Raw genomic sequence first — 20,923 nt, 5'->3', positions numbered from 1 at the left:
TTTACTATTGCCTATTGCCTTTTAAACTTTAAATAATATCTTTGCCAAATGCGAATTGATATCATTACCGTATCACCTGAACTTATTAAAAGTCCGTTTGAATATTCCATTATTAAACGGGCAATCGACAAAAAATTGGTCGAAGTTCATTTTCATGATTTAAGGAAATATGCTTTAAATGATTATGGAAAAATTGACGATTACCAATTTGGTGGCGGCGCAGGAATGGTTTTAATGATTGAGCCCATAGACAAATGCATTTCAGAACTGAAACTGGAGCGCGATTATGATGAAATTATTTACCTCACGCCTGATGCGCCAACATTAAATCAGCAAATGGCAAATACATTGTCTTTGTCTGAAAATATTATGATTCTTTGCGGACATTATAAAGGAGTTGATCACCGAGTTCGTGAGTTATTAATTACCAAAGAAATTTCTATAGGAGATTATGTTTTGAGCGGCGGAGAATTGGGCGCTGCAGTTTTATGCGATGCCATTATCAGACTAATTCCTGGTGTTTTGGGGGATGAATCCTCGGCGCTGACCGATTCGTTTCAGGACAACTTACTTTCGCCTCCCGTTTACACAAGACCATCAGAATATAAAGGGCTTGAGGTACCGAAAATTTTGTTATCGGGTAATTTTCCGAAGATTGAGGAATGGCGGAATGAGAAAGCCTTAGAAAGAACAAAAAAAATAAGACCAGATTTGTTAAAAGATTAATCTTTTTTATTAAATTTGCACACTCAAAATCAACCTCTGACGAAAATCGTGAATGTTGGTCATTGAAAAACCCATTAAAAAATTAACAATGGAAGATTTAGTAAAATTTGTTCAAGACAATTTTGTAACCGAAAATGAGCTACCAGAATTTCAGTCAGGAGACACTGTCACTGTTTACTATGAAATTAAAGAAGGTGAAAAAAAACGTACCCAGCACTTTAGAGGCACTGTAATTCAACGTAGAGGAGCAGGTGCTTCTGAAACATTTACCATCAGAAAAATGTCAGGAACAGTTGGTGTAGAACGTATTTTTCCTGTAAACTTACCAGCAATTGAAAAAATTGAAGTTAACAAACAAGGTAGCGTACGTAGAGCACGTATTTTCTACTTTAGAGGTTTAACAGGTAAAAAAGCAAGAATTAAAGAAAAAAGACGTTAATCTGCTTTCCTTAATAAATATAAAAAAACCCGTTTTGAAATTTCAAAACGGGTTTTTTGGTTATTAACATTTGTTAATAAGTCAAGTTCATATCTTATTGAAAACAAATGTGTTATAAATTTGGAAAATAGGTTTTTAGGTATTTATTTTACAAAAGGAATTAGCAAGAGTGCTTAACATAAACCTTAAAGTGAAAACTTTAAAGTTGAACCAAAAAATCTCAATGCGAAGTTCTATATGTTCTTGAACATAGTTTTTGAAACCACACTGTAACAAGTAATGTGCCCAAGTATTTAGCATGAATAAATGGAACATGGTTTTAAAAGCACTTTTTAAAACGGAATCTTAAATCGAGTAATTTTTAGGAATTACAACAAAGTTTTAGATTCTATTTTAGAAGAAACGTCAATTTAATAAGAACTTGATTCGTAAGAAAAAGGGTTACAGTACAAAATTTAAAGGTATGCCGTTCTTTAAGGAGAATGACAATAACAGTTAAATATTAGACTGATGACTTATTAAAAAAATGTTTCAGCAAATAGCCATAATACTGAGCAATCAATATTATGGCTTTTGTTTTTTTTGTTGTTATAATTTCTTCAAAATTTCAATACTTTTTTTAGATTAATCACAAAATTATACCCTTATTTATAACGTTTTCGGGGGCAATTTTTTCGTCTATATTCCTTATATTTGCAAAACGTTAAACGAAATTAATTTACCCTGCTATAATTTCAGACTTTATTGATAATTATAGTTTTTAAAACACAAAGAATTATGAGTAAAATACCTAAAATAATTTATACTAAAACAGATGAAGCTCCTGCTTTAGCAACCTATTCATTTTTACCAATTATAGAAGCATTCACAAAACCGGCAGGTATTGAAGTCGAAACTCAAGACATTTCATTATCAAGCAGAATTTTAGCTTTATTTCCAGAATATTTAACTCCGGAACAGCGCGTTCCAGATACCTTAACTGAGTTGGGAAAATTAGTAAAAAAACCAGAAGCTAATATTATAAAATTACCCAATATTTCTGCTTCTGAACCCCAATTAAAAGCGGCCATTAAGGAACTGCAATCTTTAGGTTACGCTATTCCAAATTATCCCGATGAAATTACAAATTCCAAAGAAAAAGATATTCAACTAAGATACAATAAAGCTAAAGGATCAGCTGTGAATCCTGTATTTCGTGAAGGAAACTCAGATCGCAGAGCGCCTAAAGCAGTAAAAAATTATGCCAAAAAGAACCCACATTCTATGGGCGCTTGGTCAGCAGATTCAAAAACACATGTTTCTTCCATGAAAAGCGGCGATTTTTTCAATAATGAAAAATCAATAACTGTTTCTAAAGCTGGAGATGTAAAAGTTCAATTTATTGATCAAAATGGAGCTGTAACTGTATTAAAAGAAAAAACAGCATTATTGACAGGTGAAATTATTGATATTACTTTTATAAGTAAAAAAGCTTTGGTTAAATTCCTGGATGAACAAATTAAAGATGCCAAAGCTAAAAATGTATTGTTTTCATTACACATGAAAGCAACGATGATGAAAATTTCTGATCCAATCATTTTTGGACATGCTGTTACGGCTTTCTTCAAAGATGTGTTTGAAAAGCACAGTGCCGTTATTAAAGAACTTGGCGTTGATGTAAATAATGGCTTTGGTGATTTAATCAGCAAAATTAAAGGCTTGCCTGAAGCTCAGAAATCGACTATTGAAGCAGATATCAAATCTTGTTTAGAAAATGGCCCTGCAATCGCCATGGTTGACTCTGATAAAGGCATAACCAACCTTCATGTGCCAAGTGATGTAATTATTGACGCTTCAATGCCTTCAATGATCCGCACTTCTGGTCAAATGTGGAATGCTGACGGTAAATTACAAGATGTAAAAGCAGTAATTCCAGACAGTACTTATGCTGGAATTTATGCTGCTACTATTGATTTTTGCAAAAAACATGGCGCTTTTGACCCAAGAACAATGGGAACAGTTCCTAATGTTGGTTTAATGGCCCAAAAAGCAGAAGAATATGGTTCTCATGATAAAACTTTTGAAATACAAGTAAATGGAACTGTACAAGTTGTGGATGCATCCGGTAACCTATTATTAGAAAGCACTGTTGAAAAAGGAGATATTTGGAGAATGTGCCAGACAAAAGATGCGCCAATTCAGGATTGGATTAAACTTGCCGTAAGCAGAGCACGAGCTACTAATGTTCCTGCAATATTTTGGTTAGACAAAAACAGGGCGCATGATTCACAAATCATAAATAAAATAAACAAATATCTTCCAAACTACGACACGACTGGCTTAGATATTCAGATAATGAATCCTACAGAAGCTACACTGTGTACTTTAGACCGGGTTAAAAAAGGATTGGACACAATTTCTGTTACTGGAAATATATTACGTGATTATTTAACCGACCTTTTTCCAATATTAGAATTAGGTACCAGTTCAAAAATGTTATCCATTGTCCCTTTAATGGATGGCGGCGGATTATTTGAAACTGGCGCTGGTGGTTCCGCACCTAAACATGTGCAACAATTTGTTAAAGAGGGCCATTTGAGATGGGATTCTTTAGGTGAATTTTTAGCATTGGCAGTATCTTTAGAACATTTGGGAAATAATTATAACGTACCAAAAGCTTTAATTTTGGCTGAAACGTTAGATGAAGCTACAGACAAATTCTTAGACAACAGCAAGTCTCCATCTCGAAAAGTTAATCAACTGGACAATAGAGGAAGTCACTTCTACTTAGCAACTTATTGGGCGCAAGCATTGGCCGCTCAAAATAAAGATGCCAAATTAAAGGAAATTTTCACCAACATTGCTAAAGAATTAACAACAAATGAAACTGTTATTATAAGTGAATTGAATAATGCGCAAGGAACGCCTGTAAATATTGGCGGTTATTATAAATTTGATGATAATTTAGTAAATAAGGCAATGAGACCAAGCGATACATTTAATAAAATTATTGCCTCAGTCTCTTCTGTAAACATCTCTTCAAAAGCTTATTAAAATAAATTTTGAAAATATTTTTTAAGAGATTTTCATAATTCATAATAGAGCAAGAACTTAAATTCTTGCTCTTTTTTTGTCTGAATTTAACGTTTTGAAATAAGTTGACACAAAAAATTAGTATTTTTGAAAAATGGATTTCACAAAAACTACTGAGCAAGCCTCCAATTACAATCATTTGGAAAAAATGACTGTAATTGAATTGCTGACACATATCAATTCTGAAGACAAAACCGTTCCCTTCGCTGTTGAAAAAGTGATTCCAGCTATTGAAAAATTGGTACAGGTAATTGTACAACAAATGAAAAATGGGGGCAGATTATTTTATATAGGTTCAGGAACAAGTGGTCGACTGGGAATACTAGACGCTTCTGAATGTCCGCCAACCTTTGGAGTTCCACACAATCTTGTTATTGGCATTATTGCCGGCGGAGACACCGCAATTAGAAAAGCTGTTGAATTTGCAGAAGATTCCATCACACAATGTTGGAAAGATTTAAAAAGTCATAACATTAACAATAACGACATTGTGATTGGAATTGCCGCTTCAGGAACCACTCCATATGTTGTAAATGGCCTAAAAAAATGCAATGAAAATAATATTTTAACAGGATGTATTACATGCAATGTTGGAAGTCCGCTTGCGAAAATCGCGAAATACCCCATTGAAGTTGTGGTAGGTCCGGAATTTGTGACAGGGAGTTCAAGAATGAAAGCAGGCACCGCCCAAAAACTTATTTTAAATATGATTTCAACTGGCGTTATGATTCAACTTGGAAAAATAAAAGGGAATAAAATGGTTGATATGCAATTAACGAATAATAAATTGGTCATCAGAGGAACAAAAATACTGATGGAGGAATTGAATATATCAGAAGAAAAAGCCATTGAACTGCTAATAAAACATAAAAACGTAAGAACTGCAATCCAAAATTATACAAATGGGAACAGATAGAAACGAATTGGTAAGAGGCCTAAAGTATGAATTAGCCACTTTACCCCTTTTGATTGCGGCTCCAATTTTAATAACCATCGGGTTTAAAGCCATTAGGCAGCAAAACAATTATTTATGGCTCATTGTTGGAATTATATTGGCAATCACAGCCATTATTTTAGGGTTTTTAGGAATTAAAATAATTCTAAATGCCTTTTTTAACACCAAATAATGGGAATCAGTCATTTAAAAAAATTTACAAACTGGGAATATTGGCCTTCCTATATGTTTTATGTTCCATTATTGCCTTATGCTTTTTATTTGGCTATAAAAGCGAGAAGTTTTGGCTTCTTTTCGGCAGTTAATCCAAGTATAGAAGGTTCCGGTAACGGATTGGAATCAAAATATAAAACACTTCAATTGTTACCTCAAAAATATTGCCCGAAAACAATTTATGTGACCAAAGGTGAAAATTTTGAAGAAATCGCCCCAAAATTAACCTCAAATAACATACAATTTCCTTTAATCATTAAACCTGATATTGGTTTTAGGGGATTGTTGGTAACAAAGGTTAAAGATGAAAATGAACTCTCTATCTATATTAAAAAATACAATTCCATAAATTTAATCATTCAAGAATTTATTGAATACAAAAATGAATGCGGAATTTTATATTATAGAATACCAGCAGCAAAAACCGGGACAATAACCTCTGTTACTCTTAAAAAATATTTAACAGTAATCGGAAATGGCAATTCAACAATTTTAAGCCTTATCCTGAATGATGAAAGAGCCAAACATTATTTTAAATTAATTACAGAATTAAATAAGGACAGGCTTAAAACTATTCCAAAAAACAATGAAGAAGTTATTCTAAACATTATTGGAAATCATTCCAAAGGAACCCAGTTCATAAATGGCAATAATCTAATTTCTAGTCAATTAACTAATTTTATGAACGAATTAAATGCTGATATTAAAGGTTGGTTTTATGGAAGAATCGATATAAAGTATCATAATTTTGATGAACTTTTATTAGGTAAGAATATAAAAATTATTGAAATTAACGGCGTAATTTCTGAACCTACCCATATTTATGATTCATCAAAAGGCAGTTATCTTCAGGCACTAGTATCAATTAAAAATCATTGGAAAATAATATATCTCATTGGCATTAAAAATAATGAAATAAACAAGGTTAGCTTCACTAATTTAAATTATTTGATTTCACTATATTTTAATTATAAAAAGTATCTAAAAAAAGTAAAAGCGCTAAATTCTAATGCTAAAAATTATTTTTAGGCGTAGTTGGATTAAATCCAAAATCAACATCAGGAAGTTCAATTCCAAGTTGAGAAATTACATATCCCACACTTGCAAAATGATGAATGGCATGACTGTGTGCTTGAATTAAAATTCCGCCCAAAGTATAATTTGCAGAAATAATTCCTAATCCCAAATCATCAGTTACCATAACAATTTTATTAAAATCTTCGTTCCTAATTAATTCTAGCTGTTGAATAATTTCCTCAATATAAGCGATTCCATATTCAGTGTGATTTTCTGCCAATTCATTTCGCTTTCTATTGATTAGATTAATGTTATTTGAATCTAATCCGTCCAAAATACAATCGAAAACATCTAAAATATGACGCATATGCCCGCCAATGCTTGAATAATAAGGCGCAATTGAAGTATTGTTATATTCATCATCTGAAATGCAATTTAAAAGCTGAATTCCTCTATATAAGTTTTTTTCAATGGCGTCAATCATATCGAATAAATAATAATTTTTATCTGTTAAATATAAAATAATTTAGCTTATCAGCTTAACTAATGTGAATATCCCAAGCGACAAAAATAATAAACTTAGAATAATATTGATGTTCGTCGCAATGAATGAAATTTTCTTACTAATAATTTTTGCAAAAAATATATAGGTGTAAAATAGCAAAAACGAACCCATTGTGGCACCAAGAATAAAAAATAAAATATAGGGAAATTCAATAATTATCTTATTTTCAGAACCTAAATAAATACTGATGCCCAAATAAAAAGGGATTGCCAACATGTTAACCGATGACATTGCCAGGCCCTTAATAAAAAAATTTCCTTTGCTGATCATATTGTTCTCTCCAACTTTTTTTCGGGACAGAAAGAAGAAAAATACAGCTAAAATAAAAAAAACGAAAATCCCTGCAGTTTTTAATATCTCAATGACTTTGGGATTTTTAATAAAAAAATCAGCAAAAAATAAAGCAATACCAGATTGAAAAAGAATAATCAACGCTGCCCCTAAAGCAAATTTTAAACTTTCAATTTTACCCACATTAATTCTAATTTTAAGCACTGTCATATTGAGCATTCCGGGAGAAATCAATCCGAAATAAGCCATTGTCATTCCATAAAAAACGTGAAGAATATAAATCATTATGCTGAAAATTTGAAAGGTTAAAGGTTAAAATATCATAACCAATTAAAAAATTAAAAATTACTTGTTACCGGATACTAATTACTTTACGATTCGCTTTTCGCCATATATTTACCAACAAAACTACTAATATCTTTTGAAATTTGTAATTTATTAATAAGCAAAAAATACAATATTGAAATGATTATGCATTTTAATCCAATATTAATAATGGGATGAAAATTAAAATTCCAAAAATAAAAAATAGCAAATATTACTGAAATAATTACCCCCAATTTAATGGTATTTATACCAAAAGGCTGAATATTTAATTTGGCTTTTAAATAAATTATTTTAACTACGCTATAAACAACAACAACAATCAGGGTAGCTATTGCCGCTCCGTCAATACCGACCCAAGCAATTAACCATTTGTTTAAAAAAACTACACTAATAGCCATAGCTAACGATAAGTAAAAAAATATTTTAAAATATTTAGAATTTAACAAAATTGCATTTCCAGTCCCTAATGCCAATTCCATTAGTTTCGACACTGAAATAATAAGTACAACCCATATTCCCTTCGTAAATTGTGGTTTATTAATTAACACATATAAATCTGAAATATTTAAATTTATCAGCAGAAAAAACAGCCCGCCAATGACCAATAAATTTATGGAGGTTTGTTTGTATAATTTTTCAACTTCACCAATATTATTTTCGTTCATATCTTTGGCTGTAATCGGACTTGTAATTTGTTGCATGGCACGTGTAGGAATTGCGATGACACTTGCGATATAAATCCCCACCGAATAATAGGCAACCTGCGCTATTTTTTCTATTTGGGGAATCATAAACTTATCAATTTCCAACAAAACTCCAGCTGCCGACCCTGCGACAATGATATAAATAGAGAAGGAAATTATTTCCTTCAAATTTGAGGGAAGTATCAATTTAAAAGTTGGTTTATAAACGTAAAAAGCATAAAACATCATAATTAAAGTACTTAAGCCATAGACAATTACCACCCCATAAATAAATTGTTCGTTGGTAATCCATTTAAAAAATACCGCAAACAATAAAAACGTGGTACAGATACGAGGAAAGATTTCTTTAATAAAATTTCCGAAAACAGAATTTAACTGCACTTTCGTCCAAGCATAAAAAACCTCAAAATAACCCATAAAAATGGCCAATAAAAATATGAGATACGTATATTTTTTTATAATGGGATTTTCCAATGAAATCCAATCAGCAATATTTTCATAAATAAGAGTTCCTACTAAAGCTAAAGGAATAATTATGAATAACGGCATTAAAAGCGTTGTTGTCAAAAAGCCATCTCGCTCAATTTTAGTTTGATAAGAAGAATAAAACTTAACAATGGTATTTTGCATCCCGAAAACAAGCAATGGCAAAATAATATTTGCAGCGGAAAGCAAAAAGGTAATTAATCCAAAATAATCTTCGTGTAAAAAATGGGTATATAAAAACAACACATTGATGCCGCCAACGGCAAAACCTAAAAAGATAATAAGGGTATTAAAAAAAGATTGCTTTAAAATAATTCCCATTACAACTTAAGAATTTCAGTATAAATTTTCTCCCCTGTGTTTTCCCCGAATAAAGGCATCTCAAAATCAGCATTTGAATTTTGAAAATTTTTAAAGGCCTGAAACATTTTATGCTTATCACTGCCAATAACTTCCGCAAATCCGTTACTCACCAACTCCACCCATTCCGTTTCATCCCTGGCAATTATACAGTGCTTTTTATTGAAAAATGCTTCTTTTTGCAATCCTCCACTGTCAGTAACCACCAAATTACATTTTTTTAACAATTCCAGCATATCAAAATACCCAACCGGATCAATTATTTTAATGTCATACGTTAAATTATGTTCTTTTAAAATGGCTTTTGTTCTTGGATGCAAAGGCAAAACTACTTGCTTCTGTTTACTTATTAATTCCAATCCTTCGAAAATATCCTTTAGTTTTTCCAAATCATCTGTGTTTTCCTGACGATGAATAGTGGCCAACACAAATTCATTCGGATCTAGGTTTAAATTTGAAATTACGGAAGATTTATGTTCCGAAGTTTTTCCGTAAAATTCAACGGCATCTTTCATAATATCGCCACATTTAACAACTTTTGAAGGCAAATTTTCAAAGCCCTCCTTTTGTAAGTTTTCCATTGCGGTACCTGTTGGACAAAGCAGTAGATCGGAAATTCTGTCGGTTAAAATTCTATTGATTTCTTCAGGCATTTTCATGTTAAAAGAGCGCAAACCTGCTTCTACATGCACCACTTTTATATTCATTTTTTTTGCTGCCAGTGCTCCCGCCAACGTAGAATTTGTGTCGCCGTATACTACTACCAAATTTGGTTTTTCTTTGATTAAAACTGTTTCAATTTCAATAAGCATTTGACCTGTCATGGCACCATGGCTCATTCCGTTAATCGCCAAATTGTATTTTGGTTTTGGAATTTCCATTTCATCAAAAAATATGTCGCTCATATTGGCATCATAATGCTGACCTGTATGTACTATAACTTCTTCAACAGCATTGTGTTTGGCAATTATCCTGCTTAATACTGCCGCTTTTATAAATTGTGGCCGCGCTCCCAATATAGTAACGATCTTCTTCATTCAATAGTCATATTTATTATTTCTGAAACTTTTCTTGTCAATTCCTTTCTTTGAAATTGCGCAATATTTTTTGATTCCACAGTCAAATTACCCAATTTAAATTTGGCATATAATTCTAATATAGCCTTTTTTAACCCAATCTCGTCACTAAAATCAATTACAACTCCAGAATTGGTTTCCGTTATAATTTTAGCCACATCCCCATTTAATGGAGCAATACCTAAAATTGGGCGTTTTACCATCAGATATTCAAAGATTTTTCCGGTAATAATACCTTTTGCGCTTGGCACATTATTTACGATTAGCAGCAAAACCTGAGATTTTTTCTGAAACTCAATAACCTTATCATGCGTCACATAATCAATTACATGAATGTTCCTTGAAAGTTGGTGTGTCGAAATGTCCTCAACTACGGAAGCATCAGCTTTACCAATTAACTTTAATTCAAAATCATTGGCAAATTCCTTATTTTCGGCAATAATTTCCGACAAAACCTCCCACAATATTTTAGGATTCCTGTCAGCATTCATAAGCCCGATATGCGTTACCGTAAATTTTGAATCCAATTCAACAGAGGTTTCTGAAATTTCGCCATCAAAACCATTGGTAACCGTAACAACATTGCTATTAAATTTGCTAAATTTTTCATTCATCGTTTTACCAACAACTAAAACGGCATCAGCATTTTTTAACACTTCTTTTTCCAAAAATTGGTGTTTTTTAATGGCCTTTTTTGTCAAAGGCAACTGCTGAAAATAATCAATTTCTGTCCACGGATCCCTAAAATCTGCAATCCATTTTATATTCAATTCCTTCTTCAAATTTAAACCAATTAAGTGCAAACTATGAGGAGGACCAGTGGTAATAACAACCTCAATTTTGTTTAATTTCAAATATTTATTTAAATACTTGATTGATGGTTTTACCCAGAATTTTCGGGCATCTGGAATAAAATAATTTGCCCTTATATATTGAAGGGTTTTTCCAAAGAAAGAAGGATTCGGATTTAAAAATCCGGCACTCTCCGTTTTCTTTTTTCCGAAGAAAGCAAACAAATTATTTGGTTCCCAAATAGGCTGTTTTAAAATTTCAATATTATTTGGAATGTCTTTGAAAAGCGATTCATCTAAAATAGGATAATTAGGATTTTCAACGGTATAAACAACGGGCTCAATACCAAAATCCCGAAAATACTTTACAAACTTCAGCCAACGCTGAACGCCCGAACCTCCTGCCGGCGGCCAATAGTAGGTTATGATGAGTGCTTTCTTCATGATTTTAAATTGGCATACAAAGCTATTAATTTTTCTGATGTTTTTTCCCAGCAAAATTCTTCTTCCACAAATTGTTTTCCATTTCTTCCCAATCGATCTCTTAAGGCCGAATCAACGTATAACTGCATCACTTTATTTGCAAAATCCTGGGCATTTTTCTCCAAATGTACCAATCCGGAATTCGTTTTTTCAATCAAATTTTTCTGAGCAATAGCGTCGCTCACTAAAACAGGTTTTCCAAAACTCATATATTGAAAAAGTTTATTTGCGTAAGCAACATCGTGTTGAATATTTCTGAGTAATGGTGAAATGCAAACCTTACTTGAAACAATATAAGAAGGAAATAGCTTTACATTTTGCCATCCTTGAAAATCAACAAGACTTTCCAATTTCAATTCAGTTACCTGTTGTTTCAAAATGGTGTCGGTAGAACTAATTCCAACAATGACCAACTTTACATTTGGAATTTTTTCCTTTAAAATTACCAATGCGTCAATAGCGGTTTGCAATCCTCTACGCAATCCTGTATCACCCAAATATAAAATCACAAAATCATTTTTGTAAGCATCAACAATCAATTTATCAATTACGGCATCTTTATAAAATGATTGATGCACAGTATTTGGAACCAACACAATTTTATCGCGAGCGATTTTCGTTCGTTCAACAACCTCTTCTATAAATTCTTGTGAAACCGTGATAATTTTAGTTGCCTTATTAATAAATTCTTCCTCCTTTTGTTTCCATTTTTTGGGAGAAATCAATTGTTTTCCCGGGAACTTTTGAAGATGCGCATATAGTTTCATGATTTCGGGCATATTGTCATGCAAATCCAAAACCGTAGCTAATTTTAATGTTTTATTTGCCTTAAAAACAGCTTCAGCAATTCGAATGTCGTGAATATGAATTGCTTCTATCTTATATTTATTTAAAAAACGAACGATTTTTCGCTTCATCAAATTTGTATAAAATGGAAACGTATAGGCTAGAGCTGAAAATTTGTATTCTAATTTATTTGATTGATAACGCTTTACCTGTATACCGTTGATTAAAACATCACCTTCCTTTTTATTATATTTCAAACAAAATAAAAAAACTTCATGCCCATTTTTAATAAGTGAAATTGCTTCATTTTCTACCCTAGGATCGGGCGGAAACGTTTTATCTAAAATCATTCCTATGCGCATATCAACTATTTTTCCGCATACACAGCGTAGAAACGAGGTGTAAATTTTCTTAAAATAGGTCTAAATCCAATTTTATTCACGATGCTTGTCCATTTTTCTGTGTTTTTTATTTCCCAGCCCGATTTTTCAATCAACCAATCAAATTGCCAATCTTCAAACTCGTGGTAATGTCTGTCCCACATATCCGTTTTACTTCGATACGCTTTTGCAAACCATAAATTTAATGGAATTGTCGTAATTAATTTGTTAGCTTCAATTGCTTTTAAAACAGCATACGGTGACAATAAATGTTCAAAAATTTCAAATGCGGTCACAGCATCAACCTTATAATTTTTAACGATTTCCGGCAATTCATCTAAATCTTCCCCCGAAGTATTATAAACTATATATCCGTTTTGCTCCATAATTTCGGTAAACGGATTGCGAACTCCTAAATCTAAAATAGTTGCTGGCGCTGGTAAGACCTCTTGCAGAAATAATAAAGTATTTTGATATCTTTTTAATGGTAAGGTGCTATGCATCAAATAAATAAATAAAAATTAAATTCCTTCACAAGGTATTGATTTAATTATACATAATCAATAAAAATAATTCCTCAGAAATATAATTTTTTAGCAAGAAAAAAGGCGCTTAAAAGCACCTCTTCCATTTTCATAACTTGTATTCCCTTTTTCAAATAATTTCCCTGAATTGATGTTACTGATGTAAATATACCTCGAATATTTCCTAAATTAAACACCTCTTTTACAAGCGATCATATTTTAAACATGAGTGTGCTTTATAAATTTATAAGCGTTATATTTGATATTTAATTGTTAGCTTTTAATGCGTAAAATTGTTCGCCTTTTTATTGTTTGTCTATTATTTCAAACATCTTTACTTGCCCAGATTCCTGGATTTACCCAATTCAGCATCAATAACGGATTGCCGAGTAATACTGTATATGACATCACCCAAGATGAAAATGGGTTTATTTGGATTGCAACAGATTATGGGTTAAGCAGATTTGATGGGCTTACATTTAAAAATTTTACAATTGATGATGGTCTCCCGGATAATGAAATTTTATCATTATTTATAGACTCAAATAAACGTATTTGGTTAACAGGGTTTAATGGAAGAATGGGGTATATTCAAAATGAAAAATTATTCAGTTACAACAATCAATCTTATTTAAAAAATTTAAGCTTTAATAATTTTGTGTCCAATGTATTTGAAGACAGCCATAAAAATATCTGGTTTTTTGCATCATTAACTAATATTAAAAAATTAGATTCAGAAAATAATGTTACTAGTTATGATTTGAGTAGTTCACTTTTAAAAATAAGATTTATAACACTTCAAATAGTTGAGGATATTAAAGGTACAGTCAAAATATTAGTATATGCAAAAAAACCCAATAACATTCGTAAACAAATATTAAGCAGTTCTTTTTTAAACCCAAAGTGGGAAGTCATAAATTTAGATTTATATAGTCAAAAAACAATTAATTCACTTCGTAATGGAAGGCCGGAAGTTTTTAAAAACATTGATAGTATTTCAATGCAAATTTCAAACACTATTTTCAATCATTATCATTATGACGAATCAAGTAATTTACTTTATCAATCACTCTCATTTGGTGATTCCTTTTTAATCACAAATTTAAATAATGGTGTGTTACTATTAAATTCAAAAGATAAATTTAAAAATAAAAAATTACTCTCTTACGTTCATTCCACAAGGTCTTTTTTGGACAATGAAAATAACATTTGGCTCGGTAGTCAATCCAATGGCATATTTCTATTTCCAAATCTAAATATTAGTGGAGTTCAATTTGATGATTCAAAAAGAAATGATTTCTATAGTGTAAGTATATTTAAAAACAATTTAGTAGTAGGTAATGAGCAGAGTGAAATTACTATTTTAAATGCTGAAACTTTACAAGCCAAGACCTCCTTTAAATTAGGCGGAAACCAAAAAAGGATAGTTAATATAAAATCTCATGAAAATCAACTCTATATTTTGAGTGAAACCTCTATTTTTAAACTGGAGTCAAATTTAACTCCGAAGAAAATAAAAGACATGTATGATACTGATTTTCAAAATCTCAGATTAACAAGTTTTAAAGATTTTTCCTTTAATGGCGATTTTATCTATACTGCAAATGCAAACGGAGTTGCCAAGATAAACAAAACGTCATTCCTCTCAAAAAAATTATGGGATAAGAGAAGCACTTCCATTTGCTATACTACAAAAGATTCTCTTTGGATAGGAACCACGAAAGGTCTTTACCTCCATATCAATGACAATACTAAAAAATATGATTTGGGCGAAGAATTTAACAACAGTATTATTTATGCTTTGGAGAATTTTAAAAATGGTTTATTAATTGGATCAAATTCCTATGGTTTGGGTTTCTTAAGAAATGGAATATTTAAAAAAATATCGATAAAAGAAGGCTTAATAAGCAATTATATAAAATCTATTTTTATTGACACAAAAAATACTATTTGGATTTGTACAAATTTGGGATTGAACAACATTGAACTTGACAAAAACAATAACATAAAACCTATAAAATCCTATACTACTTCAGACGGGCTTTACAGTAATGATGTTAGGGATTGTTATGTTGAGAATAACAAAGTATATGTAGCAACGTCAAAAGGATTGAATATTATTGATCTTTCTAAGGATGAAAATTCAATTTTAGCTCCCAGAATACATATTAATGAAGTCCTTTTGAATAATACTTCAATTGAAAAAACAAACAACCAAGCTTTTGATCATGAATTAAATAACATTCAGTTTAATTTCTCTGGAATATCTTTTAAAAGTTTGGGAAACATTAAGTTTGAATATCGCTTGCTAGGCTTGGAGCCCGATTGGATTGAAACCAAAAATAACACTGTTAGATATTCATCATTACCACCAAACAGTTACACATTTGAGGTGAAAGCAATCTCAAAAAACAACCTAGAAAGCAGCAATTCTTCCATATTTACATTTACCATAAAACCTCCTATTTACAAAACCTGGTGGTTTATAAGCCTTGCAACATTCGCCCTTTTATTATTTATTGCTTATTTATTTTACAACCGAAACCAAAAAATTAAACGCAATGAAAAAATCAAAGAAAATATTTCCAATCTGCGTTATAAGGCATTAAATGCACAAATGAATCCCCATTTCATAAACAATTTGCTGGTAAACATTGAAAATTTGGTAAATAAGGGAGAACTTGAAGAAGTAAAAGGCAGTTTAAGTAAATTTGCCGAACTTGTAAATTTAATTCTTCAGTCAACCAAATCAAATCTTATTAATTTAACCGATGAAATTGAAATGGCTAAATTATACTTAGAGCTTCAAAAGTTAAGATTCCATAAAAACACCTCATATACCATAAATACTGCATCCATTCCACAAGATGAACTGGAAAATATTTTGGTTCCTCCAATGATTTTACAGCCAATTATAGAAAACTCATTTAAGCACGGTTTTAAGGAAGAGCATAAAACGAATCACATTATCGTGAATTTTAATATAGTAGATGACGAATTTTTAATCTGTCAAATAATAGATAATGGCGTTGGAATTCAAAAAAGTGATAATTCTTCAACATCGAGCAGTTCGGAAATATCATTTTCCAATATAAATGAACGGCTTCAATTGATTAATGAATCTAAAAGTGAAGAAAATTTAGTCATTATTTCAAATGTGACGGATGAATTTAATACCTTAGTCGGGTTAAAAGTTACCCTAAAAATTCCGTTAATAAGTTTTTAAATTATCTCTATGATAAGTGCCGTAATTATTGAAGACGAGAACGCTGCCTACTTGCATCTCAAAAATATTTTAGAAATAAATTATGGTTCCCAACTCACTATTGTTGGTCACGAAACCAGAGTAGAAAAAGGAATTAAATTGATAAATGATTTAAATCCACAATTGGTATTTTTAGACATTCAATTACAGGATGGTGATGGTTTTGAAATATTGGATCATTTTTCAGATTCTTATGCTTTTGAAGTCATTTTTACAACTGGACTTAGAGATTACAAAGAAAAGGCAATGGATTATTTTGCTTTTTATTATCTAAACAAGCCAATTCAGGAGGATCAATTAATTGGTGTTCTAGATAAATTTTTATCAAAGCAACCAGCTTTTAATAATGATAAGTACGTCGCTTTTAAAAATCAACTGGAAAACAAACAAAAAAAAATCTCCCTACCAATGATAAATGGTGATTTTGCCATTGTTGACATAGATGATATTTTATACTGTGAAGCAGATGGAAGTTACACCAAATTTCACACAAAAGACAATAAAGTTTACACCACATCATGCAATTTAAAAAAAGTTGAAGGCATTTTAATGCAGGCTACTTTTTTTAGGATACATCGTTCTACCCTTTTAAACTTAAAGCACATTGTTCAATTTAACCACACAGGTGAGCTTGTGCTCTCAAACAAAAAAAAGCTAATGGTTTCTTCAAGAAATAAAACGAATTTTTTAAGAATTCTAAAATTGATGAATTATTCTGTCAGTTAAGATTTCTTTCTGTCAACAAAAAACCAACCTGCGGAAATTATCAGAAGCAATCCATACGAAATCAATGTAATGATGCTTCCTTGCTTAATAACCGTAGGTTCAAACTTAAATTCAATGGTATGTTTTCCTTTTGGAATTTCCAATCCACGCAGCACATAATTAACGCGATAATGTGGCGTTAAATTCCCATTAATATAGGCATTCCATCCATCTTTGTAATAGATTTCAGAAAACACAGCAAATTGGTTTGTTTTTGAAGTAAAATCATAAACAAGATTATTTAATGCATAGGATGTTAATTGAATGGTCGCTGTGGAATCATTTGAATAATTTGTATTAAATCCTTCAGAAACAAACCTTTTATCGATTACCGCTTCCGCTTTTGTTTTTAAACTGTCCAAAGCCAATATTTCTTCATTGGCGTTATTAGCAATTTTAATGGTATTTACCAACCACGCATTGCCGTTGACTCCAGGATTTTGTTGTACCGTTTCCCTCCTGCTTCCATCTTCAAAAATAAAATATTTGGTATTCAGCATATTTAACACTTCAATATTGTTTTTGCTAATATGAAAATCGAACAATTCTTGATATCTTTCCATTTTTGCAGCGTGATAACCACCAATAGAATGGTGAAAATAAGAAGTGCTTCCGTCATTCATTGGATTTACCATAAAATTGGCAACCCTATAATAGCTTTTGTCTTTTAGAATTTCTTGGTCAATTTCAGAGGCGACAAAAGGCTTGTCAATTTTCCTTGAATTTTGAAAATCGGCGTTGTTTACGTAACGTTTATCAATAGAAACCAAATCGAACAAAATTAGCCCAGCAAATATTAAAATGGCATAATTTTTATTCAATTTTTCTTTAATGAACAACCACAAAACACCTGCTGAAATCACAACAAAAATAAGCGTCCGTAAACTGTCTGAAAAGAAAATAGCTTTTCTATCGGCTATAATAGCCTCTAAAAAGCCTGGCAACATTTTGTCATAACTTGGGTCACTTAGGCCTTCAAAAGAAAAAAAACTTGTGCCTATTAAGGTAAATATTAATGCAATACCACCCATTATATATAAAGTACTTTTTAAAGCCTTTAATTTAAGTTCAGACGTATTGGTGTTTTTTAAAAACTCATTTAATCCCAAAATTCCCAATAAAGGAATGGCAAGTTCAGCAATTACCTGAATAGATGAAACCGCCCTAAATTTATTGTACATTGGGACATAATCGATAAAGAAGTCGGTCAAAAAGTTAAAGTTTTTTCCCCAGCTAAGCAGTATTGAAAAAATAACAACACCCACCAACCATTTTTTTAGTTTCCCTTTCACAAGAAAAATTCCTAAAACAAACAAAAACATTAGCACAGCACCTACATAAGCGGGCGCTTCAACACCAGGTTGTTTTCCCCAATACATTGGCGCAAATTCAGTAAATTCTTTCGCTTGGCGAGGATCGGTTTTGTCTTTTAGAAAGTTGTAAATATTAGAATCCAAACCAACATTTTCATAGTTTCCACCGCCCATAAAACGGGGAATAAACAAATTAAATGTTTCTAAAACACCATAACTATAGTCTGTGATATATTCTTTTGACAATCCGCTGGAAGTCTCTTTAAGAGAACCGTCAGGATTGATGGTCAATTCACTTTTTCCTCTTGTGCTGTGTTCAACATATTCTTTTGTTGCCAATAAACTTGTTGCATTTGTGCCTATAGCCAAAATCACCGCCACAATTAAAATGGCAATACTTTTAAAAAATGAAGGCAGTTGTTTTTCTTTAAACGCCTCAATTAAATAGAAAACACCCAAAATTAAAACTGCAAAAAACAAATAATAGGTCATTTGGGGATGGCTCGCATTGATTTCCAGAGACATCGTTAAAGCAGTTAACAAAAAACCCCATAAATAGTTGCGTTGCAACACCAATAAAATACCAGCCAAAACCATTGGCATATAAGCAATTGCATGTGCTTTTGAATTGTGGCCAACGCCTAAAATAATAATGAAATAGGTTGAAAAACCGAATGCCAACGCACCCAAAATTGCTAACTTATACTCAACTTTTAAAACCAACAGCAATATAAAAAAGCCTAAAAAATAAAGAAATAAATAATCTGCCGGTCGTGGTAAAAATCGTAAAAACCGATCTATTTTTTTAATATAATCATTTGGATATAAAACACTTAAATTATAAGTTGGCATTCCTCCAAAAGCAGCATTTGTCCAATACGGTTCAGCATCATTTTCAATACGAAAATCATTGATTTCTTTCGCCATTCCGGTAAAATGCTTGATGTCGTTTTGGAATATTTTTTTTCCTTCAAGAATCGGAGAAAAATAGGCAACAGAGATTAAGATAAAAGTTGCAATAGCTATAAGGTATGGAACCGCTTTTTTTATTGAAAAATTCATTTATTTATCGTCTTTAACCTCTTCATAATCAACATAATCTCCCACATCTTTATTTCCTTCTTTATAATCGGAAGGCTTTTTTGCTATCACTGTTTCGCCAACTTTACCTGACGATTTTTCTTGCTGATTTTGATGTTGCTGTTGTTGATCTCTCATTTTTTTCTCTACATTATCAACAATCTTCCTTACAAACAAAGGCAAAATATACCTACCAATAAATTTAATAACATAATATACAATTACTATAATTGCTAGTGTTCTTAACAATCCCATTTCATCAAGGTTTTATAATTTTCAAAAATAACAATTTGACAGGAACTAAAACGTTTAATTATATAAAAACTTATCTTTGACACGTCAAACAATCCAAACTATGAAAAACGTTATATTTTTAGTGATCTTTTTAGCGAGTTTTCAAATGCTTACTGCACAATACACAGAAATTATCAACTCAAAAAGACCTGGTTTTTCTGAAAGTCCTTATGGCGTTGGAACCAATGTTTATCAGTTTGAAACTGGCATGTTTTATAACAGCAACAATGATAAAAGTCTGGAATCATACCCAAAAACACTGGGTGGTGAATTGTTTTTTAGGGTTGGTAAATTTAAAGAAAGATTGGAATTTAATGCAAACGTCGCTTATCAGCGCGACGAAGTTAAAAACCCATTGGGTTCAAATTTTCATATAAAAGGAATAAGTGACCTTACAGTTGGTGCAAAATATTTGGTTTATCAGCAAGAATATAAGGATAAGTCTAAAGAAATTCGCAGTTGGAAACGCAGGGTGGCTTTTGACAAAAAGCGTCTAATTCCTTCTGTTGGTGTTTATGGCGGAGTGCACTTAAACTTTTTGGGGAAAGATTATAAAAACGACGGAATGAGTTATAAAGGTGCTGTATTATTGCAGAACGATTTTTCGGACCGCTTGGTTTTATTGACCAATTTAATTGCTGATAAAATAACTTCCGAAGATAAATACTACTCCTATATTGTTACAATGACCTATGCGATCAATCAAAATTGGTCCTATTTTATTGAAAATCAGGGAAGATATTATAATGATTTTTCTCCTAATTATCAATTCGGAACAGGAGTTGCCTATCTGGTTACAGAAAATTTGCAGCTTGATGCTTCCGCAAGAACCAATTTTTTTAACGACTATTCATATCTATATGCCACGGCAGGGTTTTCCTGGAGATTGGATCGCCATAAGGACTCTTTTGTCTATAAAAATTCCCCAAAAGAAACGATGTCTAGAAGGCCAAATAGAAAAGGATTCTTTTCCAGACTATTTAAAAAGAAGCGTAACTAATTTTAATACCT

18 protein-coding genes are annotated in these 20,923 nt (G+C 31.5%); 9 read left to right on the top strand and 9 right to left on the bottom strand.

What is annotated here, in order from left to right; all coding sequences use genetic code 11:
* Window positions 1-48: 48 nt before the first annotated feature.
* The 6 genes from trmD (at window position 49) to ABY285_RS00925 (ending at window position 6,434) form a co-directional block, all read left to right on the top strand.
* Window positions 49-726: a tRNA (guanosine(37)-N1)-methyltransferase TrmD gene (gene trmD, locus ABY285_RS00950; RefSeq protein ID WP_372766073.1), complete on the top strand. Its 678-nt coding sequence runs from the start codon at window positions 49-51 to the stop codon at window positions 724-726.
* An 88-nt stretch (window positions 727-814) separates the two neighbouring features.
* On the top strand, window positions 815-1,165 hold the full coding sequence (rplS, locus tag ABY285_RS00945) for a 50S ribosomal protein L19 (RefSeq protein ID WP_372766071.1): 351 nt from the start codon (window positions 815-817) through the stop codon (window positions 1,163-1,165).
* Between the two features lie 777 nt (window positions 1,166-1,942).
* A complete protein-coding gene (locus ABY285_RS00940) occupies window positions 1,943-4,198 on the top strand; it encodes an NADP-dependent isocitrate dehydrogenase (protein ID WP_372766069.1) in 2,256 nt (751 codons plus the stop codon).
* Between the two features lie 133 nt (window positions 4,199-4,331).
* Window positions 4,332-5,153: an N-acetylmuramic acid 6-phosphate etherase gene (gene murQ, locus ABY285_RS00935; RefSeq protein WP_372766067.1), complete on the top strand. Its 822-nt coding sequence runs from the start codon at window positions 4,332-4,334 to the stop codon at window positions 5,151-5,153.
* Window positions 5,140-5,364 carry a DUF6095 family protein gene (locus ABY285_RS00930; RefSeq protein WP_372766065.1) on the top strand — a complete coding sequence of 75 codons (225 nt, stop codon included), beginning with the start codon at window positions 5,140-5,142 and terminating at the stop codon, window positions 5,362-5,364. The genes murQ and ABY285_RS00930 overlap by 14 nt, the downstream gene beginning before the upstream one ends.
* On the top strand, window positions 5,364-6,434 hold the full coding sequence (locus tag ABY285_RS00925; protein ID WP_372766063.1) for a D-alanine--D-alanine ligase: 1,071 nt from the start codon (window positions 5,364-5,366) through the stop codon (window positions 6,432-6,434). Before ABY285_RS00930 ends, ABY285_RS00925 begins: the two co-directional genes overlap by 1 nt.
* Here the strand turns inward: ABY285_RS00925 and ABY285_RS00920 are convergent.
* The 7 genes from ABY285_RS00920 to ABY285_RS00890 all read right to left on the bottom strand — a co-directional run bounded on the left by ABY285_RS00920 (window position 6,418) and on the right by ABY285_RS00890 (window position 13,174).
* On the bottom strand, window positions 6,418-6,906 hold the full coding sequence (locus ABY285_RS00920; RefSeq protein WP_372766061.1) for a DinB family protein: 489 nt from the start codon (window positions 6,904-6,906) through the stop codon (window positions 6,418-6,420). The two genes, ABY285_RS00925 and ABY285_RS00920, sit on opposite strands and share 17 nt — an antisense overlap.
* A gap of 42 nt (window positions 6,907-6,948) precedes the next feature.
* Complete coding sequence (locus ABY285_RS00915; protein ID WP_372766059.1) at window positions 6,949-7,563, bottom strand: LysE family transporter; 615 nt, start codon at window positions 7,561-7,563, stop codon at window positions 6,949-6,951.
* An 86-nt stretch (window positions 7,564-7,649) separates the two neighbouring features.
* Window positions 7,650-9,116 carry a polysaccharide biosynthesis C-terminal domain-containing protein gene (locus tag ABY285_RS00910; protein ID WP_372766057.1) on the bottom strand — a complete coding sequence of 489 codons (1,467 nt, stop codon included), beginning with the start codon at window positions 9,114-9,116 and terminating at the stop codon, window positions 7,650-7,652.
* Window positions 9,116-10,192: a non-hydrolyzing UDP-N-acetylglucosamine 2-epimerase gene (wecB, locus tag ABY285_RS00905; RefSeq protein WP_372766055.1), complete on the bottom strand. Its 1,077-nt coding sequence runs from the start codon at window positions 10,190-10,192 to the stop codon at window positions 9,116-9,118. Before wecB ends, ABY285_RS00910 begins: the two co-directional genes overlap by 1 nt.
* Window positions 10,189-11,466, bottom strand: a complete 1,278-nt coding sequence (locus tag ABY285_RS00900; RefSeq protein ID WP_372766053.1) for a glycosyltransferase family 4 protein — start codon at window positions 11,464-11,466, stop codon at window positions 10,189-10,191. Before ABY285_RS00900 ends, wecB begins: the two co-directional genes overlap by 4 nt.
* Window positions 11,463-12,653, bottom strand: coding sequence for a glycosyltransferase family 4 protein (locus tag ABY285_RS00895; protein WP_372766051.1), 1,191 nt, complete (start codon window positions 12,651-12,653; stop codon window positions 11,463-11,465). The genes ABY285_RS00900 and ABY285_RS00895 overlap by 4 nt, the downstream gene beginning before the upstream one ends.
* 5 nt (window positions 12,654-12,658) lie before the next feature.
* On the bottom strand, window positions 12,659-13,174 hold the full coding sequence (locus ABY285_RS00890) for a methyltransferase (RefSeq protein ID WP_372766049.1): 516 nt from the start codon (window positions 13,172-13,174) through the stop codon (window positions 12,659-12,661).
* Between the two features lie 304 nt (window positions 13,175-13,478).
* Here ABY285_RS00890 and ABY285_RS00885 point away from each other — a divergent pair, with 304 nt between their 5' ends.
* Together ABY285_RS00885 and ABY285_RS00880 are read left to right on the top strand one after the other, a co-directional pair.
* On the top strand, window positions 13,479-16,421 hold the full coding sequence (locus ABY285_RS00885; protein WP_372766047.1) for a two-component regulator propeller domain-containing protein: 2,943 nt from the start codon (window positions 13,479-13,481) through the stop codon (window positions 16,419-16,421).
* Window positions 16,422-16,430: 9 nt separating this feature from the next.
* The gene (locus ABY285_RS00880) at window positions 16,431-17,186 is read left to right on the top strand and encodes a LytR/AlgR family response regulator transcription factor (protein ID WP_372766045.1); all 756 of its coding nucleotides are present in this window, start codon (window positions 16,431-16,433) and stop codon (window positions 17,184-17,186) included.
* Here ABY285_RS00880 and ABY285_RS00875 read toward each other — a convergent pair.
* Together ABY285_RS00875 and ABY285_RS00870 are read right to left on the bottom strand one after the other, a co-directional pair.
* Entirely contained in the window at window positions 17,183-19,600 is a 2,418-nt protein-coding gene (locus tag ABY285_RS00875) for a YfhO family protein (protein WP_372766043.1), read from the bottom strand. The two genes, ABY285_RS00880 and ABY285_RS00875, sit on opposite strands and share 4 nt — an antisense overlap.
* Complete coding sequence (locus tag ABY285_RS00870) at window positions 19,601-19,873, bottom strand: DUF4834 family protein (protein WP_372766041.1); 273 nt, start codon at window positions 19,871-19,873, stop codon at window positions 19,601-19,603.
* 100 nt (window positions 19,874-19,973) lie between these two features.
* On the opposite strand from ABY285_RS00870, the gene ABY285_RS00865 reads away from it, so the two are divergent.
* Window positions 19,974-20,912 (top strand): transporter, encoded by a 939-nt coding sequence (locus ABY285_RS00865; RefSeq protein ID WP_372766039.1) that lies wholly within the window; start codon window positions 19,974-19,976, stop codon window positions 20,910-20,912.
* Window positions 20,913-20,923 lie beyond the last annotated feature (11 nt).

The sequence above is a fragment of the Lutibacter sp. genome (assembly GCF_041555395.1).
Lineage (GTDB): Bacteria > Bacteroidota > Bacteroidia > Flavobacteriales > Flavobacteriaceae > Lutibacter.
Note: the sequence above shows the minus strand (reverse complement) of the source record. Positions and strands in the feature narration are given on the sequence as shown.

What these genes read in the sequence shown, in the direction of transcription:
- wecB (WP_372766055.1), bottom strand. Translation starts at nt 10,192, where the DNA reads ATGAAGAAGATCGTTACTATATTGGGAGCGCGGCCACAATTTATAAAA.
- ABY285_RS00890 (WP_372766049.1), bottom strand. Translation starts at nt 13,174, where the DNA reads ATGCATAGCACCTTACCATTAAAAAGATATCAAAATACTTTATTATTT.
- ABY285_RS00925 (WP_372766063.1), top strand. Translation starts at nt 5,364, where the DNA reads ATGGGAATCAGTCATTTAAAAAAATTTACAAACTGGGAATATTGGCCT.
- ABY285_RS00930 (WP_372766065.1), top strand. Translation starts at nt 5,140, where the DNA reads ATGGGAACAGATAGAAACGAATTGGTAAGAGGCCTAAAGTATGAATTA.
- rplS (WP_372766071.1), top strand. Translation starts at nt 815, where the DNA reads ATGGAAGATTTAGTAAAATTTGTTCAAGACAATTTTGTAACCGAAAAT.
- ABY285_RS00875 (WP_372766043.1), bottom strand. Translation starts at nt 19,600, where the DNA reads ATGAATTTTTCAATAAAAAAAGCGGTTCCATACCTTATAGCTATTGCA.
- ABY285_RS00915 (WP_372766059.1), bottom strand. Translation starts at nt 7,563, where the DNA reads ATGATTTATATTCTTCACGTTTTTTATGGAATGACAATGGCTTATTTC.
- ABY285_RS00880 (WP_372766045.1), top strand. Translation starts at nt 16,431, where the DNA reads ATGATAAGTGCCGTAATTATTGAAGACGAGAACGCTGCCTACTTGCAT.
- ABY285_RS00900 (WP_372766053.1), bottom strand. Translation starts at nt 11,466, where the DNA reads ATGAAGAAAGCACTCATCATAACCTACTATTGGCCGCCGGCAGGAGGT.
- ABY285_RS00910 (WP_372766057.1), bottom strand. Translation starts at nt 9,116, where the DNA reads ATGGGAATTATTTTAAAGCAATCTTTTTTTAATACCCTTATTATCTTT.
- murQ (WP_372766067.1), top strand. Translation starts at nt 4,332, where the DNA reads ATGGATTTCACAAAAACTACTGAGCAAGCCTCCAATTACAATCATTTG.
- ABY285_RS00940 (WP_372766069.1), top strand. Translation starts at nt 1,943, where the DNA reads ATGAGTAAAATACCTAAAATAATTTATACTAAAACAGATGAAGCTCCT.
- trmD (WP_372766073.1), top strand. Translation starts at nt 49, where the DNA reads ATGCGAATTGATATCATTACCGTATCACCTGAACTTATTAAAAGTCCG.
- ABY285_RS00895 (WP_372766051.1), bottom strand. Translation starts at nt 12,653, where the DNA reads ATGCGCATAGGAATGATTTTAGATAAAACGTTTCCGCCCGATCCTAGG.
- ABY285_RS00865 (WP_372766039.1), top strand. Translation starts at nt 19,974, where the DNA reads ATGAAAAACGTTATATTTTTAGTGATCTTTTTAGCGAGTTTTCAAATG.
- ABY285_RS00870 (WP_372766041.1), bottom strand. Translation starts at nt 19,873, where the DNA reads ATGGGATTGTTAAGAACACTAGCAATTATAGTAATTGTATATTATGTT.
- ABY285_RS00885 (WP_372766047.1), top strand. Translation starts at nt 13,479, where the DNA reads ATGCGTAAAATTGTTCGCCTTTTTATTGTTTGTCTATTATTTCAAACA.
- ABY285_RS00920 (WP_372766061.1), bottom strand. Translation starts at nt 6,906, where the DNA reads ATGATTGACGCCATTGAAAAAAACTTATATAGAGGAATTCAGCTTTTA.